This is a genomic window from Streptomyces sp. NPDC091416, assembly GCF_044756845.1.
Taxonomy (GTDB): Bacteria; Actinomycetota; Actinomycetes; order Streptomycetales; family Streptomycetaceae; genus Streptomyces.
In genome coordinates this window covers 76,339-94,018 of sequence record NZ_JBIVTU010000022.1, presented here as the reverse complement: position 1 = coordinate 94,018, position 17,680 = coordinate 76,339, and the positions used below count along the sequence as shown (strand labels likewise).

Below are 17,680 nucleotides of genomic sequence, written 5' to 3'. Positions count from 1 at the left end.
GCGCGCCGTTGCCTCCGGCAACATGACGCGCCGTCACTTCGCGACGGAATGCTGTTGCGTTGCTCCGCAACACCTGGAGGAGAGTGGGCCGGTGGCCGCTACTCTATGTGAGTCTCGCGGGGGCCGGCGGGTGATCCGGTGAGGCCTGGGTTGTGCCGGCGGTTGTGGAGCTGTAAGCCGATACTGGGCTATTTTTGCTGGTCAGTGGCTTGTGTGGGTGGGTTCCGGTGGGCCTCGCGTCGCCCTCCGGGCTCCTTGGGCCCACTCTCTTGTGGTTACAGTATGGCAGCAACAAGAGGAGGTGGCAACCGGGTCGGCGTCCGTTGCTTCCTGACGACCCATCATAAGCATATCAGAGGATGGCTCGCAACAGGTCTAAACCACCTGTCAAATTGTACAGGTCCGATGGTGCATGAAAAGGGTTTTTGGGACGCTCGCGAAAAGGAACCTGACACATATTCAGAGAAGGCGGCAACAAAGCGGTTCATGGTGCCACTTATTCGCCATAAAAAGCCGCTCCAGAAAGCGTAACAGCGCCACTCCGAAAACCTGTTACGTAATCTCCCTGGGTTTCGACACGTAACACCTGGACGGGAAAGCCGAATTCCGCCCCTGGACCACGAGACCGCCCGAAGGGGTCGGGACGAACGCGACGCGACCGATACCTGGGCATGGCCCCAGGCGCCAGCACACCCCAGGTACAGGACGCCCCAGGCCGTGAAAAACCCGGCAGAACGGCCACCATGACCCCCACTACGCCCACCCACATACCTAACTGGATTTACAGACGTACCGATGCGCCCCTCCGGGCACCGCGAAGCGCGGCCAGGAACGGCGCGGGGCAGCGCCGACCGCGCGGACAGGCGAAGTACGGGAGGCGACGGCGGCGCTGCCAACGAGGCCCAGGTGCCCATGGGGTCGCGGCGGGGGCGCCCGGCTCGGTAGGCCCGGGCCGCGCGGGGCGGGCGCCGGCCCGCGGTCGGCGGCTCGGCGGTCGGTCTCGGCGGGCCACCGCGGTGAACAGCCGACCTGCTGCGCTCCAGACGCCGGCCCGGCGCCGCAGAGGCCACCGCGCCCCGCCCGCCTGCTGCGCCCCGCGCCACTGCCGCCTCGCGCCCGCCCGCTTCGCCGTCCGATCCGTCCCACGCCTCCGACGGCTGACGACGTCGACCAGGAGCACGGCGGCGGAACGGCTGCGGGGGAAGCCGACGGGTCGGGTTCGGCGGAGGCAGCAGCCGGGCGGGCGGACCCAGGGCGTCGGACGGTCGGACGGACTCGGGCACACGCGCGGGACGGCCGGAGCTGGTCCTCGGTACCCCCGGCCGGACGGCGGGCAGCGGCACGGTCGCCGGCGGCGGCTGGCCCTTGGCTCTGGGGCGGGACGCTGCGACGCAGCTCCGCAGGGCGACGGCCGGGTCGCGGCGAGGTGACCGGCGGACGGGGCGAGCGCGACGGCGGCATGGGCCCGCTCGACGAACCCGCGGCCGAGCGGCCGAGGCCGTCGACCGCGGACGACGCGCGGATCCGGACCGGGCGCAGCTCGAGGCGGCGGTGGCCGGTGCCGCTCGGCCCTGCTGGGGCGTCCGGTAGCCGGCCAGGCGGGAACGGGCGGCACCGCGGTGAGCAGCGAGGCGGGAACGGGGGGCACCACCAGGCCCCGGCTGACCGTGCCGGCCGGGCCAGCGCGGCCTCTCCGGACGTGAGCGGGGCGCAGGCCCGGAGGCCGGCTGGGCCGCGGGCGAGGAAGCGGTCGGCCGAGGGCATCGTCGGGCGCGGGGCAGCCGGGCCGGGCCGGACTGTCGCGCGGCGTAGCGACGGCGCCAGGGGGCGACCGCCGGGGGCGGGCGAGCGGCGGCCACAACAACCGCGGACCTCAGCTCGACGAGGTGCTGCAGCGGCGAGCGGGCACGGCCGGGAAGGCCGCGGCCAAGACGTCGCAGGGCGCGCTCCGCAAGGCACTGCGGCGGACAGCCTGGCGCGGGACGGCCCAGGGCCGGGCGGCCGGGTGATCGGCGAAGACGGACAGACAGCGGGCCGCCCGCCGTGCCGCCTGCTCGGTCCGCCGACTCGAGGACCGAGGCCCGCACCCGGCCGCCGGCGCTGGCGCGCGGCGACGGAAGGTCCGGCACGCCGACCGGGCCGGTGGGGGTGGGGTCGGGACGGGCGAAACGGCCCGACGGCGGCCCGGCCGGAGCCGGGACGAGCAGCAGCGACGGCCAGGTGCTGCTGCTGCCGGCCGGGCCGCAGGGACGAGCCGGCGGCCGGCCCCAGGACGGCTGTTGTTCACCGAAGTTCGCCGAACATCCCCGGACATCCCCGAACAACCCGCTGCAGGATCAGCGCCCGGCAGGCGCCCAGGCAGCACGGTGGGCGGGGCGGCGGGCGGCCGGGCCAGGCAGGCGGCATGGTGGGCCGAGCCCTCGGCGGTGGCCGGCCGCGGCGCCGCGGTGCTGGCGACCGCCAGAGGCGGTTCGGCCCTGCGACGAATCGCGGCGGCCAGGCGGGCAGACCCCGGTGAGGGCCCGGGGGCCGGAGCGGGCGACATCGGCGCGAGCGCGGGGCCAGGAGCACGACCTCGACGCCGAGCCGCAAGGAGCTGGCCGAGCACGGCGGACAGCCGGGACGCAGGCGGCCGGGCGGCGGCGTCGAGGACGCGGTGGCCGGACGCCGAGACGCGGCAGCTCGGCGCGGCCGGGCGCGGGGCGGTGGAGGCCCGGGGCGGCGCGGCGACGCCGCCGGGCGGGCGGCGGCCCGCTGGTGGGACCGCGCGGGTGCGGCCCGGCCGTCGGCCGGCGGCGGCCGACGGCAGCAGGCCCGGTCAGGCGCGCCTCCGCCGGCCGCGTACGGGCGGAGCGCGGCCGGCGGAGGCGGGACGGCCGGGCGGGGGCGCGGCGGGTAGCGGTACCGGCTCGACGAGCGGGCGGCGCGGGCCGGATCCGACGAGGCCGGCAGAGGGGGTGGAGAACGGCCGGTACAGGCGGTGGCGGCCGAAGGCGGCGGCGTGACCGGGGTGGGGCGAGCGGCTGGGCGCGGGGCCGGCCCACGTCGGCGCCCACGTCGGCGCCCGCGGCGGGACGGCGCGGCTCCGGCGCTCCGGCGGGGAGCGGCGGCCGGGCGGCGGCGGCCGTCCCCGTGCCCTGTGGCACGGCGCCGAGGACGGCCCGGGGCCGGCCCGGCGTGGTGCGGCGGGGTCGGGGGTGCGGCGGAGCGCGGGCCGGGACGGCGGCGCGGGCCGGTCCCGCGCCGGCGGCCGCCAGGGCGGGGCGCGGGGACAGGCCGGGCGGGGCGCGGCTGCAGCTCACCGCCGGCGCAGGCCCGGCGAGGCGGCGGCCGGACGCGTGCGGGTCAGCGCCAGGTCGAAGACGGGTAGGGCGCGGCCGCCGCCCGCGTACGCGCGGGGGCGCCCGTATCGGGTTTGGAACACCGGCTGCTGCTGACCCGCCGCCCGCGTACGCGCGGGGGCGCCGGGCGGGGCGCCGGGCTCGGCGGGGAGCGGAGCGGAGCGGCGGGGCCGACCAGCGCGTCCTGGGCGCCGCCTGGGCGGTGGTGCGGAAGCGGGCCGGACCCGGCGGGGTACGGCGGCCGGGCCCTCGGCAGGGCGCGGGCCCGGGACCGGGCGGCGGAGCGGCTGCTGGGGGGCGGGGGCGCCGGGCGGGTACGGCGCGGGCCCGCGTACGGACGGGGGCGATGCCCGGCGGCGAGACGGACGCCGCGCTGGACCCGGGCGAGGGGCGCGGCGCTGAGACGCTCAGGCGCGGCGCGTCGGCGGCACGACACGGGGCCGGCGGCGGAGGCGGCCGGGTCGGCCGGGATGTGGCACGGCCGGGTGCGGCACGGCGGACAGGGCTGAGCCCGGCCGGGCAGGGCTGAGCCCGGCGGGGTACGGCGGCCAGGGTGTCGGCGCAGCACGGGCCGGGCGCCGGAGCGGTGCCGGGGTAGGGGTCGGGCGGGTCGGCGCGGCACCAATCGCGTACGGACGGGACGAGGACGACGAGGCGGACGCCGCGGTGGACCGGGACGCAGGCCGGACGGCGCCCGGACGCGGGGCCGGCGCCGGGGGGGCGTCCGGCACACGGCCGGGCGACAGCAGCCGGTGTGCGCGGGCCGCCCGGGCGGGCGGAGCCCGGCGGGGAGTGGCGGCTGGCCGCGGCTGGCCGCCGCGACCTGCGGCACGGCGCCGGGCGGCCCGGAGCGCGGAATGAGGGCCGCGGCGGGAGGGGGTGGTGGAGACCGCGGTGACGCGGCGGCCGCGGGTCAGCGCAGCGGCGGCGCAGCGGGGGGGCACGGCGGGCCGAGCTCGGTGGTGGTGCGGCGGGCACGCGAATCGGGCGAGCGCGGCCGGGCGGCGGCGGGCAGTCGGAACGGGCGGGCCGTGTACGGGCGGCGGACCGGCGCGGCTCCGGCGCTCCGGCGGGGCAAGGCGTGAGGGCGCGGCGGGGTGCGGACGCCGGCCGGATGCGCGCGGCGGCGCGGGGCGGGCTGACGCGGCGGACCCGGGCGGGCGGCAGCAGGCAGGCGGCCGGCATGCGGGGAAGCAGGGCCGGCTCGACACGGGCCCGGGCGCGCGCGGCGGCGCGGCGGCCGGGGGGCGCGCGGGGCCGGGCCCGCGGGGTCGGCGGCGGCCTGGCCACGGCACAGCGGGGAGCAGGACCTGCTCGACCGGGCCCGGGTGGGTGCGGCCGGCGGGCGGCGCCGTACGGGCGGTGGGCGCGATGGGTCGGCGGGCGGTCGGAGGGCGCGGGCGGACTGGCGGGCCGGCGGGCACTGGGCGGGGCGGTGGGGGCGCAGGCGCTGGGCGCGGCGCGGGCGGCGGACGCATCCGGCGCCGAGCGCAGGCGCGGTGTCGCTGCGGCGGCGCGGGCGCTGGGCGCGGCGGGCGGCGGTGCGGCGCGGACAGCGGAGGCGCGGGCCGGAACGGCGGCGCGGGCGGCGGTGGACGGGGTGCGGCGGCGGCGGAGCGCACGGCGCGGACGGGCGGCGGGGCGGGCCGGACGGCGGGCACGGCCAGGGCCGGCCGGAGCGGGCGGGCGGGGCGGCGGCGGGGCGATGGGCGGCGCGGCGGCCGGGCGGGGGCGGAAGTAACTTCCATGTATTGCTTAATTAGAAATATCGAGGTAGGGTTCTCCTTGTCGCGCAACACCGGCGCACATCACACTCAAGCAGGGGTTTCTCGTGAGTCGACACATGAGCACAGACGGAAAAGACATCATGATGTGCCTCTGGCGCGAGAACCGGAGCATGACGGTCGAGGAGATCACCAAGGCCACCCGCAAGCGCCACTACTGCGTGGTGACCGCTACGGACAATCTGTTCGGCATGGGGTGGGCGGAACGCTCCTTCGAGGGTGGCCGCGCCCGCTACGCCGCCGCAGTGACGAGCGAGGAGTACACGGCGACGCTGATGCACGAGGAGCTGACCAGGGCCATGGCGCCGCAAGCGCAGGTGCTGGTCGCCCTGATGGCATCCTTCACCCCCACTCAGCGGCAGATGGTCAGCGCGGCGCTGAGCGCTATTGCTTAATTGGATTTACTCACGTAGCATTGACCTTGTTGGCGCGGAAGACGCCACACCCCGATGACAGACCACCCCTCAGAACCGGGAGCGCACATGCGCGCAGAAGACCTTGACCTCGACGCCCTCAACTCGGCGACCAAGTACCCCTCGATCCTGACCTACCACGAGCTCGGACCGAGCGGCGGGCTGCTGGAGAACGCGACCGCCTTCTCCGGTGACGTGATCCTCACCGAGAAGGTCGACGGGACGAACGGGCGGATCATCACACTGCCCGGCGGCGACTACTTCCTGGGCTCCCGTGAGGAGCTGTTCTACGCGCGCGGTGACAGGGTCTGGAATCGCAAGCTGGGGATCGTGGAGGCCCTCCGGCCGGTGGCCGAACGGCTCAGCGCGACCACCGAGGGCATCCGCGTGTACTACCTGGAGGTCTACGGCGGCAACAAGATCACCGTCGCGAGCAAGCAGTACACCGGCGGGACGGCGCTGGGGCATCGGCTCTTCGACGTGGCGGAGATCGACGCCCACATTCTTCAGCAGCCGCTGGCCCGAGTTGCAAGCTGGCGCGAGGGCGGCGGCCAGTACTTCCACACCGAGGACGCCCTGACCGAGATCGCGACGGACCAGGACATCGAGATGGCCCCCCGCCTGGCCACGATCGCGGCCAGCGAGCTGCCGACCGGCATCGACGAGATGCAGGACTTCCTCACTCATCACCCGCCCAAGACCCTGGTCACCTTGGACCAGGACGCCGGTGGCCGACCCGAGGGGCTTGTTCTGCGCGCCACCGATCGCTCCGTGATCGCCAAGGCCCGTTATCAGAACTACGAGCGCACCCGTCAGCTCCGCGCCAAGCAGCGCTGATCATGTAGTCGGCGTCAGCCGCCGGGCCTATGCGGCCCGGCGGCTGACGCGCGACGTGCGGCAGCGAGCGCACATCGCCCTGGCGCGGGCCGGATCGCGTAGGTGTGCAGGTGGATCTCGACTGGCATGAGCCATGAGCCGGCCGAGGCCGCCCGGCCCTGGCGCACTGCCGACGGCTCCGGCCTGCACTGCCATCCGCAGACGACGGACGAGCCGCTCCGCTGCCCGGCATGCCCTCAGAGGCCCGCGCCCTTGCCCTCTCCCGCCCCGCCACGGCCTCGACCGCAATCCCCTGACGGAGACGATCATGAACACTTCCGACGGCACGCCTCCCAGCACCGCCGACACCCCGCCTCCCTTCCCGCTGCTCGTCGGCGCCCAGGTTGAGGCGTACGCCCTCGTCGTCGCCCGGCAGACCTGCAACCGCCTGTCCGCGATACTGCGCACCGATGGCCAGACCCTGGCCGCCGACCTCGTGGAGGAGGAGCGGGACATCACCGAGCTGTCTCGCGCCCTGACTGCCATCCCTTCCGCCCCGCGCATGGAACACGGCGCCTTCTGCCGCCCCTTCGACTGCCGGTGTGCCTGTGACCCCGCCCAGTCGTGCGTCGACTGCCGCCGGTGCGCATGCTGGCGCGCGCAGTGCTGCGCTCAGGCCGCCGCCGACCGTGCCCGCAGGCGGGCTCGCATGACCGCGCTGCGCAGTCTCCTGGACGCCGTGAATCCGGCGATACTGACCGAACTGCGGGAGACCGCAGCCGACGCCGAGGAGGCCGCGCTGCGTGATGTGATCGCCCGCCGGGTCAGGCTGCTGACGCCGGCCGACGCACCGCGATGGACCTGCGCGGTCTTCGACGCCCGCGACTCCAAGCTGGGCATGGGGCACGCCGACTACCGTGTCCACGACGTGACGCTGCACGACGAGGACGGCGAGACCTCCACGACCGTCGATCTGGACGACGACGCACTGGCCGCTGCCCTCGGTACGCTCGCCGAACTCCTGCGGCCCGAGGACGGCGCCGACCTGACCGTCGAGAACGTTGCCGAGGAGACGACGGCCGCGGAGGGCGAGGGACGATGACGGGCACAAAGCCGCTCCTCCTGGTAGACGTGGACGGGCCTCTCAATCCCTTCGCCGCGAAGCCTCACCGGCGTCCGATGGGCTATCTGACGCACCGGATGAAGCCGGACTGCTGGATCGCTCAGCACCCGGGCACCCCCGAGCGACACGTGAAGGCGCTGCGGGTGTGGCTGAACCCGTCTCACGGCCCGGCACTCATGGCGCTGCCCTACGACCTCGTATGGGCCACGACATGGGAGCACGACGCGAACGACTGGATCGGCTGGCGTATCGGGTTTCCGCGCGAACGAGACCTGCCGGTCATCGAGTTCGGGGACCAGAGTGAGCTGCGCCCCGACGGCACCTATTTCAAGACGTGGAAGGTCGTCGAGTACGCGGCCGGAAGGCCGTTCGCCTGGATCGACGACCAGATCGGCGAGACCGACCGCGCATACGTGGAGCGCCACCACGCAGGTCCGGCCCTGCTGCACTACGTCGATCCCCGTACGGGCCTGACCGGCGGCGACTTCGCGGCGCTCGCCGAATGGGCAGCACGGGTCGGTGGGGGGAACGCGAGCAGCCCGTCGGCGAGCTGACCATCACCGGGCGCACCGCCGGCTGACCGCCGGCGCGCCCTGCGCGATGGGCGCACCAACGCGACGTGCCCCTCGTCGTCCGGCTCGGCCGTCTCTGCGGACGGCCCGCATGTATTGCTTAATTGGTTTTATTGAGATAGGGTGGAGCTTGTCGGCGGCCGGACCGCCAGACTCTTCGGCTCGGGCCCAGACGCCCGCAGAAAGGACACTCGATGAGCAGCAGCCGCACCACGGACGTGACTCGCGCCGAGCGTGACCGCCGGATGCACGCGGAGAGGCTCGGAACCGCTGCACGCGCCGGTCTGACCAATGCGCAGCGTCGCGGCACCAACTCGTGGGAGCGACTGCGGCTACCCGAGCTCACGGCCGAGAACGTCCGCATGGACGGATTCTTCGAGACCATCACCCGCGCCCAGTTCACGACCGAGTTGTGGCAGGGTCTCATCGACGCGCTGGAGTCGAGCAGCGACGCCGTGGCCACCTGCCACGAGCAGATGGCGAAGGCGGAACGAGGAGCCGAGCAGCCGCTTGGCAACATGGGAAACCCTGTTGCCGACGCCCGCCGCTACCTGTGGCTCGAAGCCAACCGCGACTTCGCCCGCGACTCCGCCGACTACTTCCGCCGGGTCAGCTGATCTGCACGGAGCACCCTCCTCGGGTGGAGCGCCGCAGCACTGCGGATGGCTGTTCTTCGGCTGGGCGCGCTGCTAGCACCGGGCTCCAGCCCGGCGGGCCTCCATCAACCCGTCAGGCCCCTGGAAGGCGGCTCCGTGGCGGGGCCCCTCCTTCCCCCGGATCACCATCGAAAGGCCCACATGAACGACTTCCTCCCCACCGATGCCGCCCTGGCCGGCCTGCGCCTGGATCCCCACGCACGCCATGTGCCCGCCTGGCTGTACGTACAGCGAGCCGGGGACGGGACGGTCTCGTTCGTCGGCTCCAGCCGGGTTGACGTCCCGGCCCACCCCCTCCAGTACGGCAGTACGCGCACTCATCAGCTCATCGTGGGTGAACTGGTCGTTCGGCCCCACTTCGCCGTCGGTACCGACGTCCTGCGCGGCCAGGGCCTGGGGGGCATTGCCGCGCTTGGCGGCCACGATCTCGGCCGCTACCTCGGCTCCGGGGAGGTCGTCCTCAACCCGTACGACAGACTCCCCCGATAATTGTTTAATTGATTTTATTGCGCTAGAATAGTGCTCATCGGGACGGCCGGCACGGGCCCGCCCGCGACTCACTTCTCGGAGCCACCCACGGACATGCAGCAGCGCGGCACGGACGGCGACCTCGTCGCCGCCGTCCGTGCCGCGCTGGCGCCCCGCTCTGTCCGTGCACCACTCCCCCCGCAGCGGCGATTCACGTTGTCGCTGCACCACCTTGTAAGAGGACCGACTGCTATGACCCGCCTGATCAATACTGGGAACCACGCCCGCCAACTGCTGAGCCACAGCGCTCGCGCTGCCGTAGGGGCCGTCCTGGTCGCCCTGGAACACAACTTCCACGAGGCCGTCGCCTGGGACAGCCTGCCGGTCACCTGGATGCAGATCCGCCTCCCGCATCCGGAGATGATCGGTCCAGAGCCTGCCAGCGAAGCTGTCGCGGTCGAGGAAATGGACGTCCCGGCCTGGGCCCATGATGGCGGGCCGGGGTTCCCGGACACCATGGAGGGGTACGGGCGGGCGCTGCTCGACGACTCCGCAGGTCTGGGCCCTGACTCCCGGACCGACCCGATGGGCATGGTCGTAGGACTGCTCGTCCTCGCCGAGCGGTGGGCACTCGACCAGAGCGGAGTCATCGAAGGAGTGGACACCCAAGACACTCCCGGGGCGCGGCGACAGCGCAGTCTGACCGCGGTGCTTGCCGACGGCACGGTCCTGGCCGTCACCCGCACCGCAGGCGTGCCGAGGACGCACCGCGCCCAGAACCACATCTCCCGGTGCGCCCCGGGGCGCACCCTGGCACACGCCCTGTGGCTAATGGGACAGGGCACGGGCGTCTTCCCACTGGAAGTGCCCCCACCAGGGAAGCGCGTATGAGAGACCGCCGGAGCAGACGATCATCGCGCTGGCAGCCCGCACGGGCCCCCGGCGCGCCGTCACCGAACCACGCTGTGACCCGCCGCGCTCGCATGCGGAGCTCGGCCCGAGTCAGACATCCCTCCCCAGCGCGACCGCTTACGACGACGGGTGCTCCGCGTCCCGCGCGGCCTGCACAGCAGTGGTGCACGCCGCGCCATCTTCTAGGAAACCGACATGCCGCTCGATCTGACCTCTCCCGGCAGCCTCAACACTGAGCCCCACTATCGCCGATACCTCCGGCGCGACGGCACGATTCTCGTCGTCTGCGTGCAGGACTTCGACTACGACCCCTCCCGGTTCGTCGACCAGGACACGTTCACCACGAGTGTGGAGGCGGAGGCTGCGCCGATCTCCACCTGGCAGCTGGTCCGCGCCGTGGAGGCGGACGAGGATCCGGTGACGCGAGCGCAGGCTGCGCGGAATCTCGAAGCGGTTCGCCGTCACGAGACCGCGCCCGGGCACCGCGCGCAGTGCCGCCCGCGCGATTGCCGGTGCGGCTGCCCACGCACCCAGGACTGCCAGGACTGCGGGCGGTGCGTGTGCTGGCGCCCCACGTGCTGCGCCGTGCAGCCGCGGGACTGAGTGACAGAAAGCGGGGCGGGAGGCTGTGTGCCTCCCGCCCCGCTTCGTTGTCTCCCGGCCGGCCTGCGACTGGAGGGCGGGTCTGCTCAGGCGCCGAGACCCACGTAGGAGACATACGTGTAGGCGCCCCAGTCGCTGTCGAGGTCGGCGATGACGTCGTCCCAGATCTCCTCGAGCTTGTCGCTGTCGCCCTCTCGCATGGCGTCTACCGCTTCGTCCCAGATGTAGCGGACGTTCGGCAGGAACCGGTGCGCCTGTTCGCCCACGAGGTTCGGGCGCTGTGCGGGCTCGTCGACGAGGTCCTGGTTGATGGGGTGGATCTCGATGGACGTACCGCGGCCTCGGTTGTTCAGGTGCTGCTTGAAGGCTCCCAGGTTGTTCAGGAACCGCTCGGCGCGCAGGTTCCAGTACGCCGTGTCGATCAGCTCCTTGTTCGACGGCATCGGCTGCTGCGTGCCGTCGAACCACCTCTTCATCGTGCGCGGTGTCACGTCGACGCCGGCGTCGGCCATGGCCTGCCGGCCGGCGTCGCTGTCGAGGTAGTTCAGCCGTGCGTTCAGCCCGCGGCTCGTCGTGACCGGGGACCGGATTCCGCCCTCGCGGATCTGCCGGGACAGCGCCTCCTCCATGGCCGCGCCGAGCGCCTCGCCGCCGCGAACGTTCTCCGGTGAGCGGTTCGCGCCGAGCCGGCCGAAATTTCTCCAGCCGCTGTCGTCGTACGGCATGGGCTAATTCCCCCCGAGGGTGTAGAGGCGCTTCTTCTTCATCTCGCCGGGCATCCGACCCTCTTTCCAGATCCTCTGCCATTCTCCGACGAGGTGGATCTCGTCTACGCCAGCGACCTGCACCAGGGTAAGGCCTTCCTGATAGGCCCGGTGCGCCTTCAGCCAGAGGCTCGCGAAAGCCTGCGACCGGATGATGTGGACCCAGTCCGCGCGCCGGAGTTCCTGGTTCTTTCCCGATTCACCGATGGTGGAGGTGAATCGGGAATACATGGCCTTGACGTACTCCTCGGTGGGCTTGTCCGATTCCTGGACTGCCTTGGTACGGGCCTCGTTCAGGATGCGGCGGAACTTCTCCAGAAGGGCTTCCGTCCCGCCGGAGGTCCACGACTCCAGGATCCTCGGCGGGTCGGACAGCTTGAGTTCGTGGCAGCGGATCAGGAGCCGGACGGTGGCCTCGTCCAGCAGGTACGGACCCGGCTCGACCCGACCGCCCAGCGGGTTCGGGAGGTCATCGTGCGGCCATTCGAAGTGGTCAACGCGGTGGATGCCGGACTCCTTGGGGAGGAACCCGCGGGTGTGGTGGCGCAGCGCACCGATCGGCAAGTAGGTCTTGAAGGCCGACAGGTAGGCGCAGTTGGTGTCGAGGGCCGTCACGTCCAACGGCTGTTGCATGCCCTTCTTCACCGCGGTGCGCAGGGCTTCGTTGCGCCACTTGTGGCGTCCTTCCCAGATCTGGTCGGATTCTTTCTGAGAGGGCTTGGAGAGGAATTCGAGCGGCTCCGGGTATACCGAATGCTCGTATGTAGCCCCGACCCTGGAGAGTTTGAACAGGGCCATGGCATCCGGCACGGCCTTTCGCTTGAGGAGCTTGACGGCTTCGTCGACGTCGCCGTTGACCTCCTGGAGCGCCTGGTCCACGGCGGCCGCGATCTTGTTGGTGAAGAAGGTGTAGGTGCGACCGCGACGGACGTTGCCGCTGTCCTCCGGCGGCACGGTGGTGTCCTGGAACGTCGCCGAAGTCTCTTCGTCCGTGTCGGACGGGGCATCGGCGGGTGCCTGATCTTCATCGCTGTCCCGGACGGGTTCCCGGACCGTCAGGGAGGCGGCCGGTGCGGGTGCCGGCGGTGCAGTCCCGCCGGCACCCGCCGGTGCGGGTGCGCCGTGACGGGCGGCGTAGGCCGCCAGGGCTGATGCCAGGCGTCGGCCCTCGTCGGTCTCCGGGAGGGTCGGATGGCGTGCGGCCAGGTCGGCCACAGATGCGCGCAGGTCCTCCAGGCCGCCATGGTCCGGGGTGCGGGTAGCTGCCCCGAGCGCGGACAGCGTGCCCCTCAGGCGTGCGCCGATGCCCTCAGCTGCCCCGGAGACGAACGGATGTGCCGCCTGAAGGAGTTCGTCCTCGGTGTCGTCGCTGGGCTCGGCGGTGGCGGCGGGCGGCTTCTCCTGCACGGCCTGCGGTGCCGTGGGCTCCGCGGTCTCGGGCGGATCAGTGAAGCGGGCGCATGCCAGGTCTGCGCGCAGTTCAGCGCTCGCCAGGATTCCGAAGTCGCGTTCGGCGTAGGTGACCTCTGCCCGCTCGTCGGTCCGGGTGACGGTCAGGGTGACGTCGGCGTCCAGTGCGCCGACGAGCGGGATTTCGTCAGTGTCCAGCGCGGCGATCACGGGGACCTTCAGGCGACGCGCCATGTGCGTCAGAGCCTGCGCGGCGGCCGGAAGAGCGCGCCCGGACAGGGGTACCGAGGGATCGTGAGCGCGCTGCAGTCGGTCCACGACGACCAGGGCGAGCCCATCGACGTACTGCGCGGCCTCGGCGATGTCCGATGCGGTCAGCCCGGCCCCGTCGTCGATGTGCCAGGCGTCCCCGCCCAGGCGTGCCAACAGCTCCCGTACGCCGTTCGCCTTCTCCTGCTCCTGGTCGGTGAGCTGCCCTGTGCGCAGGGCGCGGTAGTTCACGCCGGCCTCGGCTGCGATGACGCGCATGGCCACATCGGCACGGGTGAGTCCGGAGGCCGCATAAAGGACCGGGAGCTGTCGGTGCAGCACCGTGTTGCGGGCTGCGGCCGCCACCAGCAGCGAAGGGCCGGCGCCTGGTGCGCCGGCTACCAGCGTCAGCTTCCCGGGCTGCAGGCCGGCTACGACGTCGTCCAGGGCCGGGATCCCGAACCATGCGGCCTCGGTCGGCGGCTCGGCGGACCTCTGGGGTGCCAATACCTCCTGGAGGACGGCCTCCAGGGCCGCCACGGGTCGACGGCTTACCGGGCCCGCCTCGGGCGCCTCGGGTTCCGCGGTCGGATCGCTCGTGGAGGGCGCAGGGGCGTCGGCCTGAACGTCGGCCGCGACAGCGACCGGAGCGACTGGAGTTCCGGTGTCGGCGGACTCGGCCTTGCCTCGCTGCCGGGCCGCGTCGACCGTCTGAGGGTCTCCGGTGGGCCGTTCCCCGTCGGGGTACTCAGCGCGGGCCGTGAGGACCGCGACCGGCTTGCCGTTCTGTGTCACCACCACACCGTCCGCTGCGCCCTGCGCCGTGGAGTTGGCCACGCGCTCGACCAGGACGTCGAATTCGCCAAGGACGTCATTCGCGTCACGCTCCGGCCATACCCCGAGCAGTGCTGTCTGTTCGGCGCTCAGCATCACGACGGGGATCAGCACGGCGCGGGGGGCCGTCGTCGAGTGCGACGGGTACACCTCCACCAGCGTCTCGCCCGCTTCGGCATCCTCCAGCAGCGAGATCCAGTCCCGCGCCGCTTCCGCCGCAGACAGCGTGGTCTGTCGGCGGCCGGGCGCCGGGATCCGGATCGGACCGCCGTCCCCCGGAAGCAGCGCGGCGTCCACCAGTACGGCGACCGGCGTCTTGTAGTCCAGCAAGACCTGCGGCGTCCCGGGAGAGCCGCGGTCGGAGTTTGCCACCGCGGCGGTCACCAGATCACCCAGCTTGGGCCGGGCCGCTGTTTTTGACAGCGCCGGCCACTCTCCGACTCGGGCCTGCGCCTCCGCGTCGAGCGCGTCCAGGGGCACCAACGCTGCACGGATCTCCGCTTTTCCCGCCCCCTTCGTCACGACGGTCACGCGACCGGACTCCCGGGCCTGGTCCACGAGGGGATACAGCTGCGTTCGAGCTACTGAGACACGCAGGACCTCGGGCGCACCGGCGCCTGCGGGTGCCACCGTGTCCGGGCTGGCCGCTGGGGCATCAGGCGGTACGGAACGATCAGACATGGGCACTCCAGGAGATGGGGCGCGGCGCTTCGGCGCACGCCACAGCAACAGGCAAACCCGTAACATTCCACGAGCCGCTATCCGTAACAATAGCCGCCCAGGTGCCCAGGATCGCCCCATGATGCGTAACAACTGGCAGGGAAGGCCGCGCGGTGCCCAGCGAGGTCCGTAACACGTGAGTTGCTTAATTGGAGATATCTTGGTACGGTGTGCGTATGCCGGCGCACCAAGGGGCCCGCGTGACGGAGCGAACGAACCGGCACCCGGACGGGGAGGGCGGTCTCTCCTCCGCCCCGCTCGACGGAGAAATCATCTTCCCCATCAGTTCCGACCGCTCCACCCGGAGGCCGACCGGCCCCGGGCGTCCACCAGACACCGGGAGTTCTCGACCATGCGCAAGTGCACCGAGTGCGACACCGTGAACGATCCCACCGACGATGCGTGCATGGTCTGCGCGTCCCCCCTGCCCCGCTCCCGCGTGCGGATCAACCTGACCGGCCGCGAGCTGCGCCCGCAGGCCCGCACCGAGGGCTGAACGCGACGGGCCGCGATCGGCTTGCAGGCGGAGGAGAGATCACCCCTCCGCACCGGCCCGCTCAGGCATCCTGTCCTGGCGGTGATTTCACCTTCCCGCCGATTCTCGGAGGTTCACAGCATGACCAAGATCGGAACAGGCGACCGTGCCGCGTGGCGGCGCTGGGCCCTGCGGCGGGGCGCACCGTGCGCGACCGTCGCCGTGGCCGTGATCGGCGTCGGCCTCACAGTCGGCGTGCGATCAGCGACCGGCACCGCACTGGTGATCACCGGGGCCGTTGGAGCCCTGTTCGCCTTCGTGCTCACCATGCCCCGGCCCAGCCGGGAGCACGAGACGGGGTGACTTCTCCCCCCCCTCGCTCCCGCCATCCTCCGGCCGCCCCACGGGGCGGCCTCAATATTTCCAGTTGCACAATCGCCCGCGCGCGGGCCTCCCGCCCGCACCACCGGCCGCCGCCCCGGCCCACCGGGAGCACCCGCCCGCATGCCGACGCAGGCCCAGCAGGCTCAGCCGTCAGCACCTCGCAACAAGCCCTCCGTGCACCACGCGCCAGACCCCCACCCCACCCTCAGCTCGCCTCATCCCGCACCCGCCGTACACCCTCTCGCTCGTCCGTCCGCCGTTCCGTCTGCCTCTCCGGTCCGTTGTTCCCGTGCACTCCTCTGCTCTGCTCTGTTCTGTTCTGCTCTGCTCCCCTCTTCCTCTGCTCCTCTTCCTCCTCCGCCGCCGGCCTCTGACACCGCTTCGCACGTGCTGCTGCTTGGCCAGCTAGCCCTGTAGGGAAGTAGTCGGCGTATGCGGACACACAGAATTCGACCTCTGACCTGCGGTTTTTCACCTGTCGAGCCGTCTTCGCGATGCGACCCGGGGCGCGACCCAGGAGACGACCCAGGGCGCGACCCGGGGCGCGACCCAGGAGACGACCCAGGGCGCGACCGGACCTTGCGAGTGCGGAGGAAGCGCCAGGGCTCCCGGGAGACCGGCTCGAACGCGCGGCGCCACGGGCCGAGGCAGACGGAGTAGCCGCTGCCATCGCCGCTCGGGAAGCGCGGGCCGGAGGCCAGCAACGGCCCGCCGGCGTCGCGCGTTCTGCCGCTCGCCTGTCCTGCCCGCAGCCTCCGTGCCGACCCGGCACTGAGGCCGGTAGCGTCACCCGGGCCCAGCCAGGGCGGATTCACCCCCGCCGCGGCCGAAGAGCGGGGTGGGATCACCCCTTCGTGGCTCGGAGCCGAGGAGTTTTTGCCTCCTTGCCCCGTGCGTGGGGTGTTCTCTCCCCCGTCAGCGCACGGGGGCGGAATCTCCCCCGGCCACGTCGACGTCTCGGCTGTCCTCCGTACTGGAACACTGAGGTGATTCCGCCCCGGGGTCGTCGCGCGCTCAGGTCGCGGGCGCCAGACAGTGACAGAGATGGCGCTCGCCCCGGCCGTAGGTGTAGCCGTGGCCGTGGCAGTCGCCGCAGTCCGGATCGTGTACCTCCGGTTCACCTGCGGCGCAGTCGACGGGTTCGGCCCAGACGGGAACGAGGATGCCGTCGCCCTGGTCGTCCCAGATGAGGGTGGCCATGACGATTCCCGTCCCGCCGCAACCGCCGGGGCAGTCGGGCGCGTGGGCTGGTTGGTACTCGTCCGGGTGCTCGGCGAGGTACGTCTCCAGCAGGTACTGGCGGCTCATCTCGTCGCTCGTGCGCGGACGGCCGTCGAGCTCGCGCACGAGGTGGCCGGCGCCGGCGGCGGCCTGCGCGGCAGCGCGGTCGGCGGGCGCGAGCGCCGCGGCGCGCCACAGCAGCAGGCCGCGTGCGATGTGGTGCGCGCGGGCCTGGGCCGCAGCCTGTCGGGAGTCACCGTGCCTTCGGCACTCCGCGGCGAGGACGTACGTCCACAGTGCAGCGCGGAGGAGCCGCGTCTCGCTCGGGCAGTACGAGGGCAAGGCCGGCGGCTCGTAGCCCGGGTCGTCGGCCGTCCGCGTCTGTTCCGTCGGCTGTGGCAGGCCGTCGCTGTGACCGTGGAGGACGGCGTAGTTGGTGCGCAGGTAGTCGGCTCCGGAGCGGTGAACGGTGGGCAGGTGGAAGCCGTCGAGAGCAAGAAGGCCGGCCCTGAGTTCACGGGTCGCCTCATGCACGTCGGCGTTCTGGGAGCCGCGCAGCGTGAGGACGTCGTAGAGCGCCCCGAGGTGGATGAAGTAGGCGCGCCGGATCCGGTGAATCTGATCGTCGCGGAAGGCCTCGGGGTTCTCGAAGGTGGCGTCGCGCTGCGCGTGAGCCCAGCAGGCTTCGAGGATCAGACGTTGGATGGAGGGCTGCTCCAGGGCGTACGCAGCCACTGAGTGTTCGGGCAGTGGCGCCGGAGAGATGATCATGGGTCAACTTCCTGGTGTGGCCGATGAGGAGCGCGGGAGGCGGTGCAGCGCAGGCGGGTGATCGCGGGGTCGTCGTGTGCCGTGCGGGCGGCTCCGGCGTCGGGCTCCTGGCGTGTGGAGGCCGGTCTTGCCGTGTGCAGGATGGGTGGGTTGGTCGCGATCGG

General features: G+C 72.5%; 14 protein-coding genes. 10 read left to right on the top strand and 4 right to left on the bottom strand.

The annotated features are described in order from the left end of the window. Positions 1-3,298: 3,298 nt before the first annotated feature. Positions 3,299-3,424 carry a hypothetical protein gene (locus tag ACIQMX_RS39065; protein WP_402485547.1) on the bottom strand — a complete coding sequence of 42 codons (126 nt, stop codon included), beginning with the start codon at positions 3,422-3,424 and terminating at the stop codon, positions 3,299-3,301. 1,760 nt (positions 3,425-5,184) lie between these two features. Here ACIQMX_RS39065 and ACIQMX_RS39060 point away from each other — a divergent pair. The 8 genes from ACIQMX_RS39060 to ACIQMX_RS39025 all read left to right on the top strand — a co-directional run bounded on the left by ACIQMX_RS39060 (position 5,185) and on the right by ACIQMX_RS39025 (position 10,688). Continuing rightward, entirely contained in the window at positions 5,185-5,520 is a 336-nt protein-coding gene (locus tag ACIQMX_RS39060; RefSeq protein WP_402485545.1) for a BlaI/MecI/CopY family transcriptional regulator, read from the top strand. Positions 5,521-5,607: 87 nt separating this feature from the next. Next, complete coding sequence (locus ACIQMX_RS39055; protein ID WP_402485543.1) at positions 5,608-6,375, top strand: RNA ligase family protein; 768 nt, start codon at positions 5,608-5,610, stop codon at positions 6,373-6,375. A 307-nt stretch (positions 6,376-6,682) separates the two neighbouring features. Next, positions 6,683-7,456, top strand: a complete 774-nt coding sequence (locus ACIQMX_RS39050; protein WP_402485540.1) for a hypothetical protein — start codon at positions 6,683-6,685, stop codon at positions 7,454-7,456. Continuing rightward, complete coding sequence (locus tag ACIQMX_RS39045; RefSeq protein ID WP_402485537.1) at positions 7,453-8,031, top strand: hypothetical protein; 579 nt, start codon at positions 7,453-7,455, stop codon at positions 8,029-8,031. Before ACIQMX_RS39050 ends, ACIQMX_RS39045 begins: the two co-directional genes overlap by 4 nt. Positions 8,032-8,243: 212 nt before the next feature. After that, entirely contained in the window at positions 8,244-8,666 is a 423-nt protein-coding gene (locus ACIQMX_RS39040) for a hypothetical protein (RefSeq protein ID WP_402485534.1), read from the top strand. A 180-nt stretch (positions 8,667-8,846) separates the two neighbouring features. After that, the gene (locus ACIQMX_RS39035) at positions 8,847-9,194 is read left to right on the top strand and encodes a hypothetical protein (RefSeq protein WP_402485531.1); all 348 of its coding nucleotides are present in this window, start codon (positions 8,847-8,849) and stop codon (positions 9,192-9,194) included. A gap of 231 nt (positions 9,195-9,425) precedes the next feature. Continuing rightward, positions 9,426-10,064 carry a hypothetical protein gene (locus tag ACIQMX_RS39030; protein WP_402485529.1) on the top strand — a complete coding sequence of 213 codons (639 nt, stop codon included), beginning with the start codon at positions 9,426-9,428 and terminating at the stop codon, positions 10,062-10,064. 216 nt (positions 10,065-10,280) lie between these two features. After that, positions 10,281-10,688, top strand: coding sequence for a hypothetical protein (locus ACIQMX_RS39025; protein ID WP_402485526.1), 408 nt, complete (start codon positions 10,281-10,283; stop codon positions 10,686-10,688). Positions 10,689-10,774: 86 nt separating this feature from the next. Here ACIQMX_RS39025 and ACIQMX_RS39020 read toward each other — a convergent pair whose 3' ends face one another. Continuing rightward, a complete protein-coding gene (locus ACIQMX_RS39020; RefSeq protein WP_402485523.1) occupies positions 10,775-11,413 on the bottom strand; it encodes a hypothetical protein in 639 nt (212 codons plus the stop codon). A 3-nt stretch (positions 11,414-11,416) separates the two neighbouring features. Next, on the bottom strand, positions 11,417-14,476 hold the full coding sequence (locus tag ACIQMX_RS39015) for a DnaB-like helicase C-terminal domain-containing protein (protein ID WP_402485520.1): 3,060 nt from the start codon (positions 14,474-14,476) through the stop codon (positions 11,417-11,419). A gap of 541 nt (positions 14,477-15,017) precedes the next feature. On the opposite strand from ACIQMX_RS39015, the gene ACIQMX_RS39010 reads away from it, so the two are divergent. Both ACIQMX_RS39010 and ACIQMX_RS39005 read left to right on the top strand, forming a co-directional pair. After that, positions 15,018-15,161 carry a hypothetical protein gene (locus ACIQMX_RS39010; RefSeq protein WP_402485517.1) on the top strand — a complete coding sequence of 48 codons (144 nt, stop codon included), beginning with the start codon at positions 15,018-15,020 and terminating at the stop codon, positions 15,159-15,161. 120 nt (positions 15,162-15,281) lie between these two features. Continuing rightward, a complete protein-coding gene (locus ACIQMX_RS39005; RefSeq protein ID WP_402485514.1) occupies positions 15,282-15,503 on the top strand; it encodes a hypothetical protein in 222 nt (73 codons plus the stop codon). A gap of 1,035 nt (positions 15,504-16,538) precedes the next feature. Here the strand turns inward: ACIQMX_RS39005 and ACIQMX_RS39000 are convergent. Next, on the bottom strand, positions 16,539-17,516 hold the full coding sequence (locus ACIQMX_RS39000) for a hypothetical protein (RefSeq protein ID WP_402485511.1): 978 nt from the start codon (positions 17,514-17,516) through the stop codon (positions 16,539-16,541). Positions 17,517-17,680 lie beyond the last annotated feature (164 nt).

Bases quoted from the DNA above. Each gene is read 5' to 3' on its own strand.
- ACIQMX_RS39060 (WP_402485545.1), top strand. From the start codon at position 5,185: ATGAGCACAGACGGAAAAGACATCATGATGTGCCTCTGGCGCGAGAAC.
- ACIQMX_RS39055 (WP_402485543.1), top strand. From the start codon at position 5,608: ATGCGCGCAGAAGACCTTGACCTCGACGCCCTCAACTCGGCGACCAAG.
- ACIQMX_RS39050 (WP_402485540.1), top strand. From the start codon at position 6,683: ATGAACACTTCCGACGGCACGCCTCCCAGCACCGCCGACACCCCGCCT.
- ACIQMX_RS39045 (WP_402485537.1), top strand. From the start codon at position 7,453: ATGACGGGCACAAAGCCGCTCCTCCTGGTAGACGTGGACGGGCCTCTC.
- ACIQMX_RS39040 (WP_402485534.1), top strand. From the start codon at position 8,244: ATGAGCAGCAGCCGCACCACGGACGTGACTCGCGCCGAGCGTGACCGC.
- ACIQMX_RS39035 (WP_402485531.1), top strand. From the start codon at position 8,847: ATGAACGACTTCCTCCCCACCGATGCCGCCCTGGCCGGCCTGCGCCTG.
- ACIQMX_RS39030 (WP_402485529.1), top strand. From the start codon at position 9,426: ATGACCCGCCTGATCAATACTGGGAACCACGCCCGCCAACTGCTGAGC.
- ACIQMX_RS39025 (WP_402485526.1), top strand. From the start codon at position 10,281: ATGCCGCTCGATCTGACCTCTCCCGGCAGCCTCAACACTGAGCCCCAC.
- ACIQMX_RS39020 (WP_402485523.1), bottom strand. From the start codon at position 11,413: ATGCCGTACGACGACAGCGGCTGGAGAAATTTCGGCCGGCTCGGCGCG.
- ACIQMX_RS39010 (WP_402485517.1), top strand. From the start codon at position 15,018: ATGCGCAAGTGCACCGAGTGCGACACCGTGAACGATCCCACCGACGAT.
- ACIQMX_RS39005 (WP_402485514.1), top strand. From the start codon at position 15,282: ATGACCAAGATCGGAACAGGCGACCGTGCCGCGTGGCGGCGCTGGGCC.
- ACIQMX_RS39000 (WP_402485511.1), bottom strand. From the start codon at position 17,516: ATGATCATCTCTCCGGCGCCACTGCCCGAACACTCAGTGGCTGCGTAC.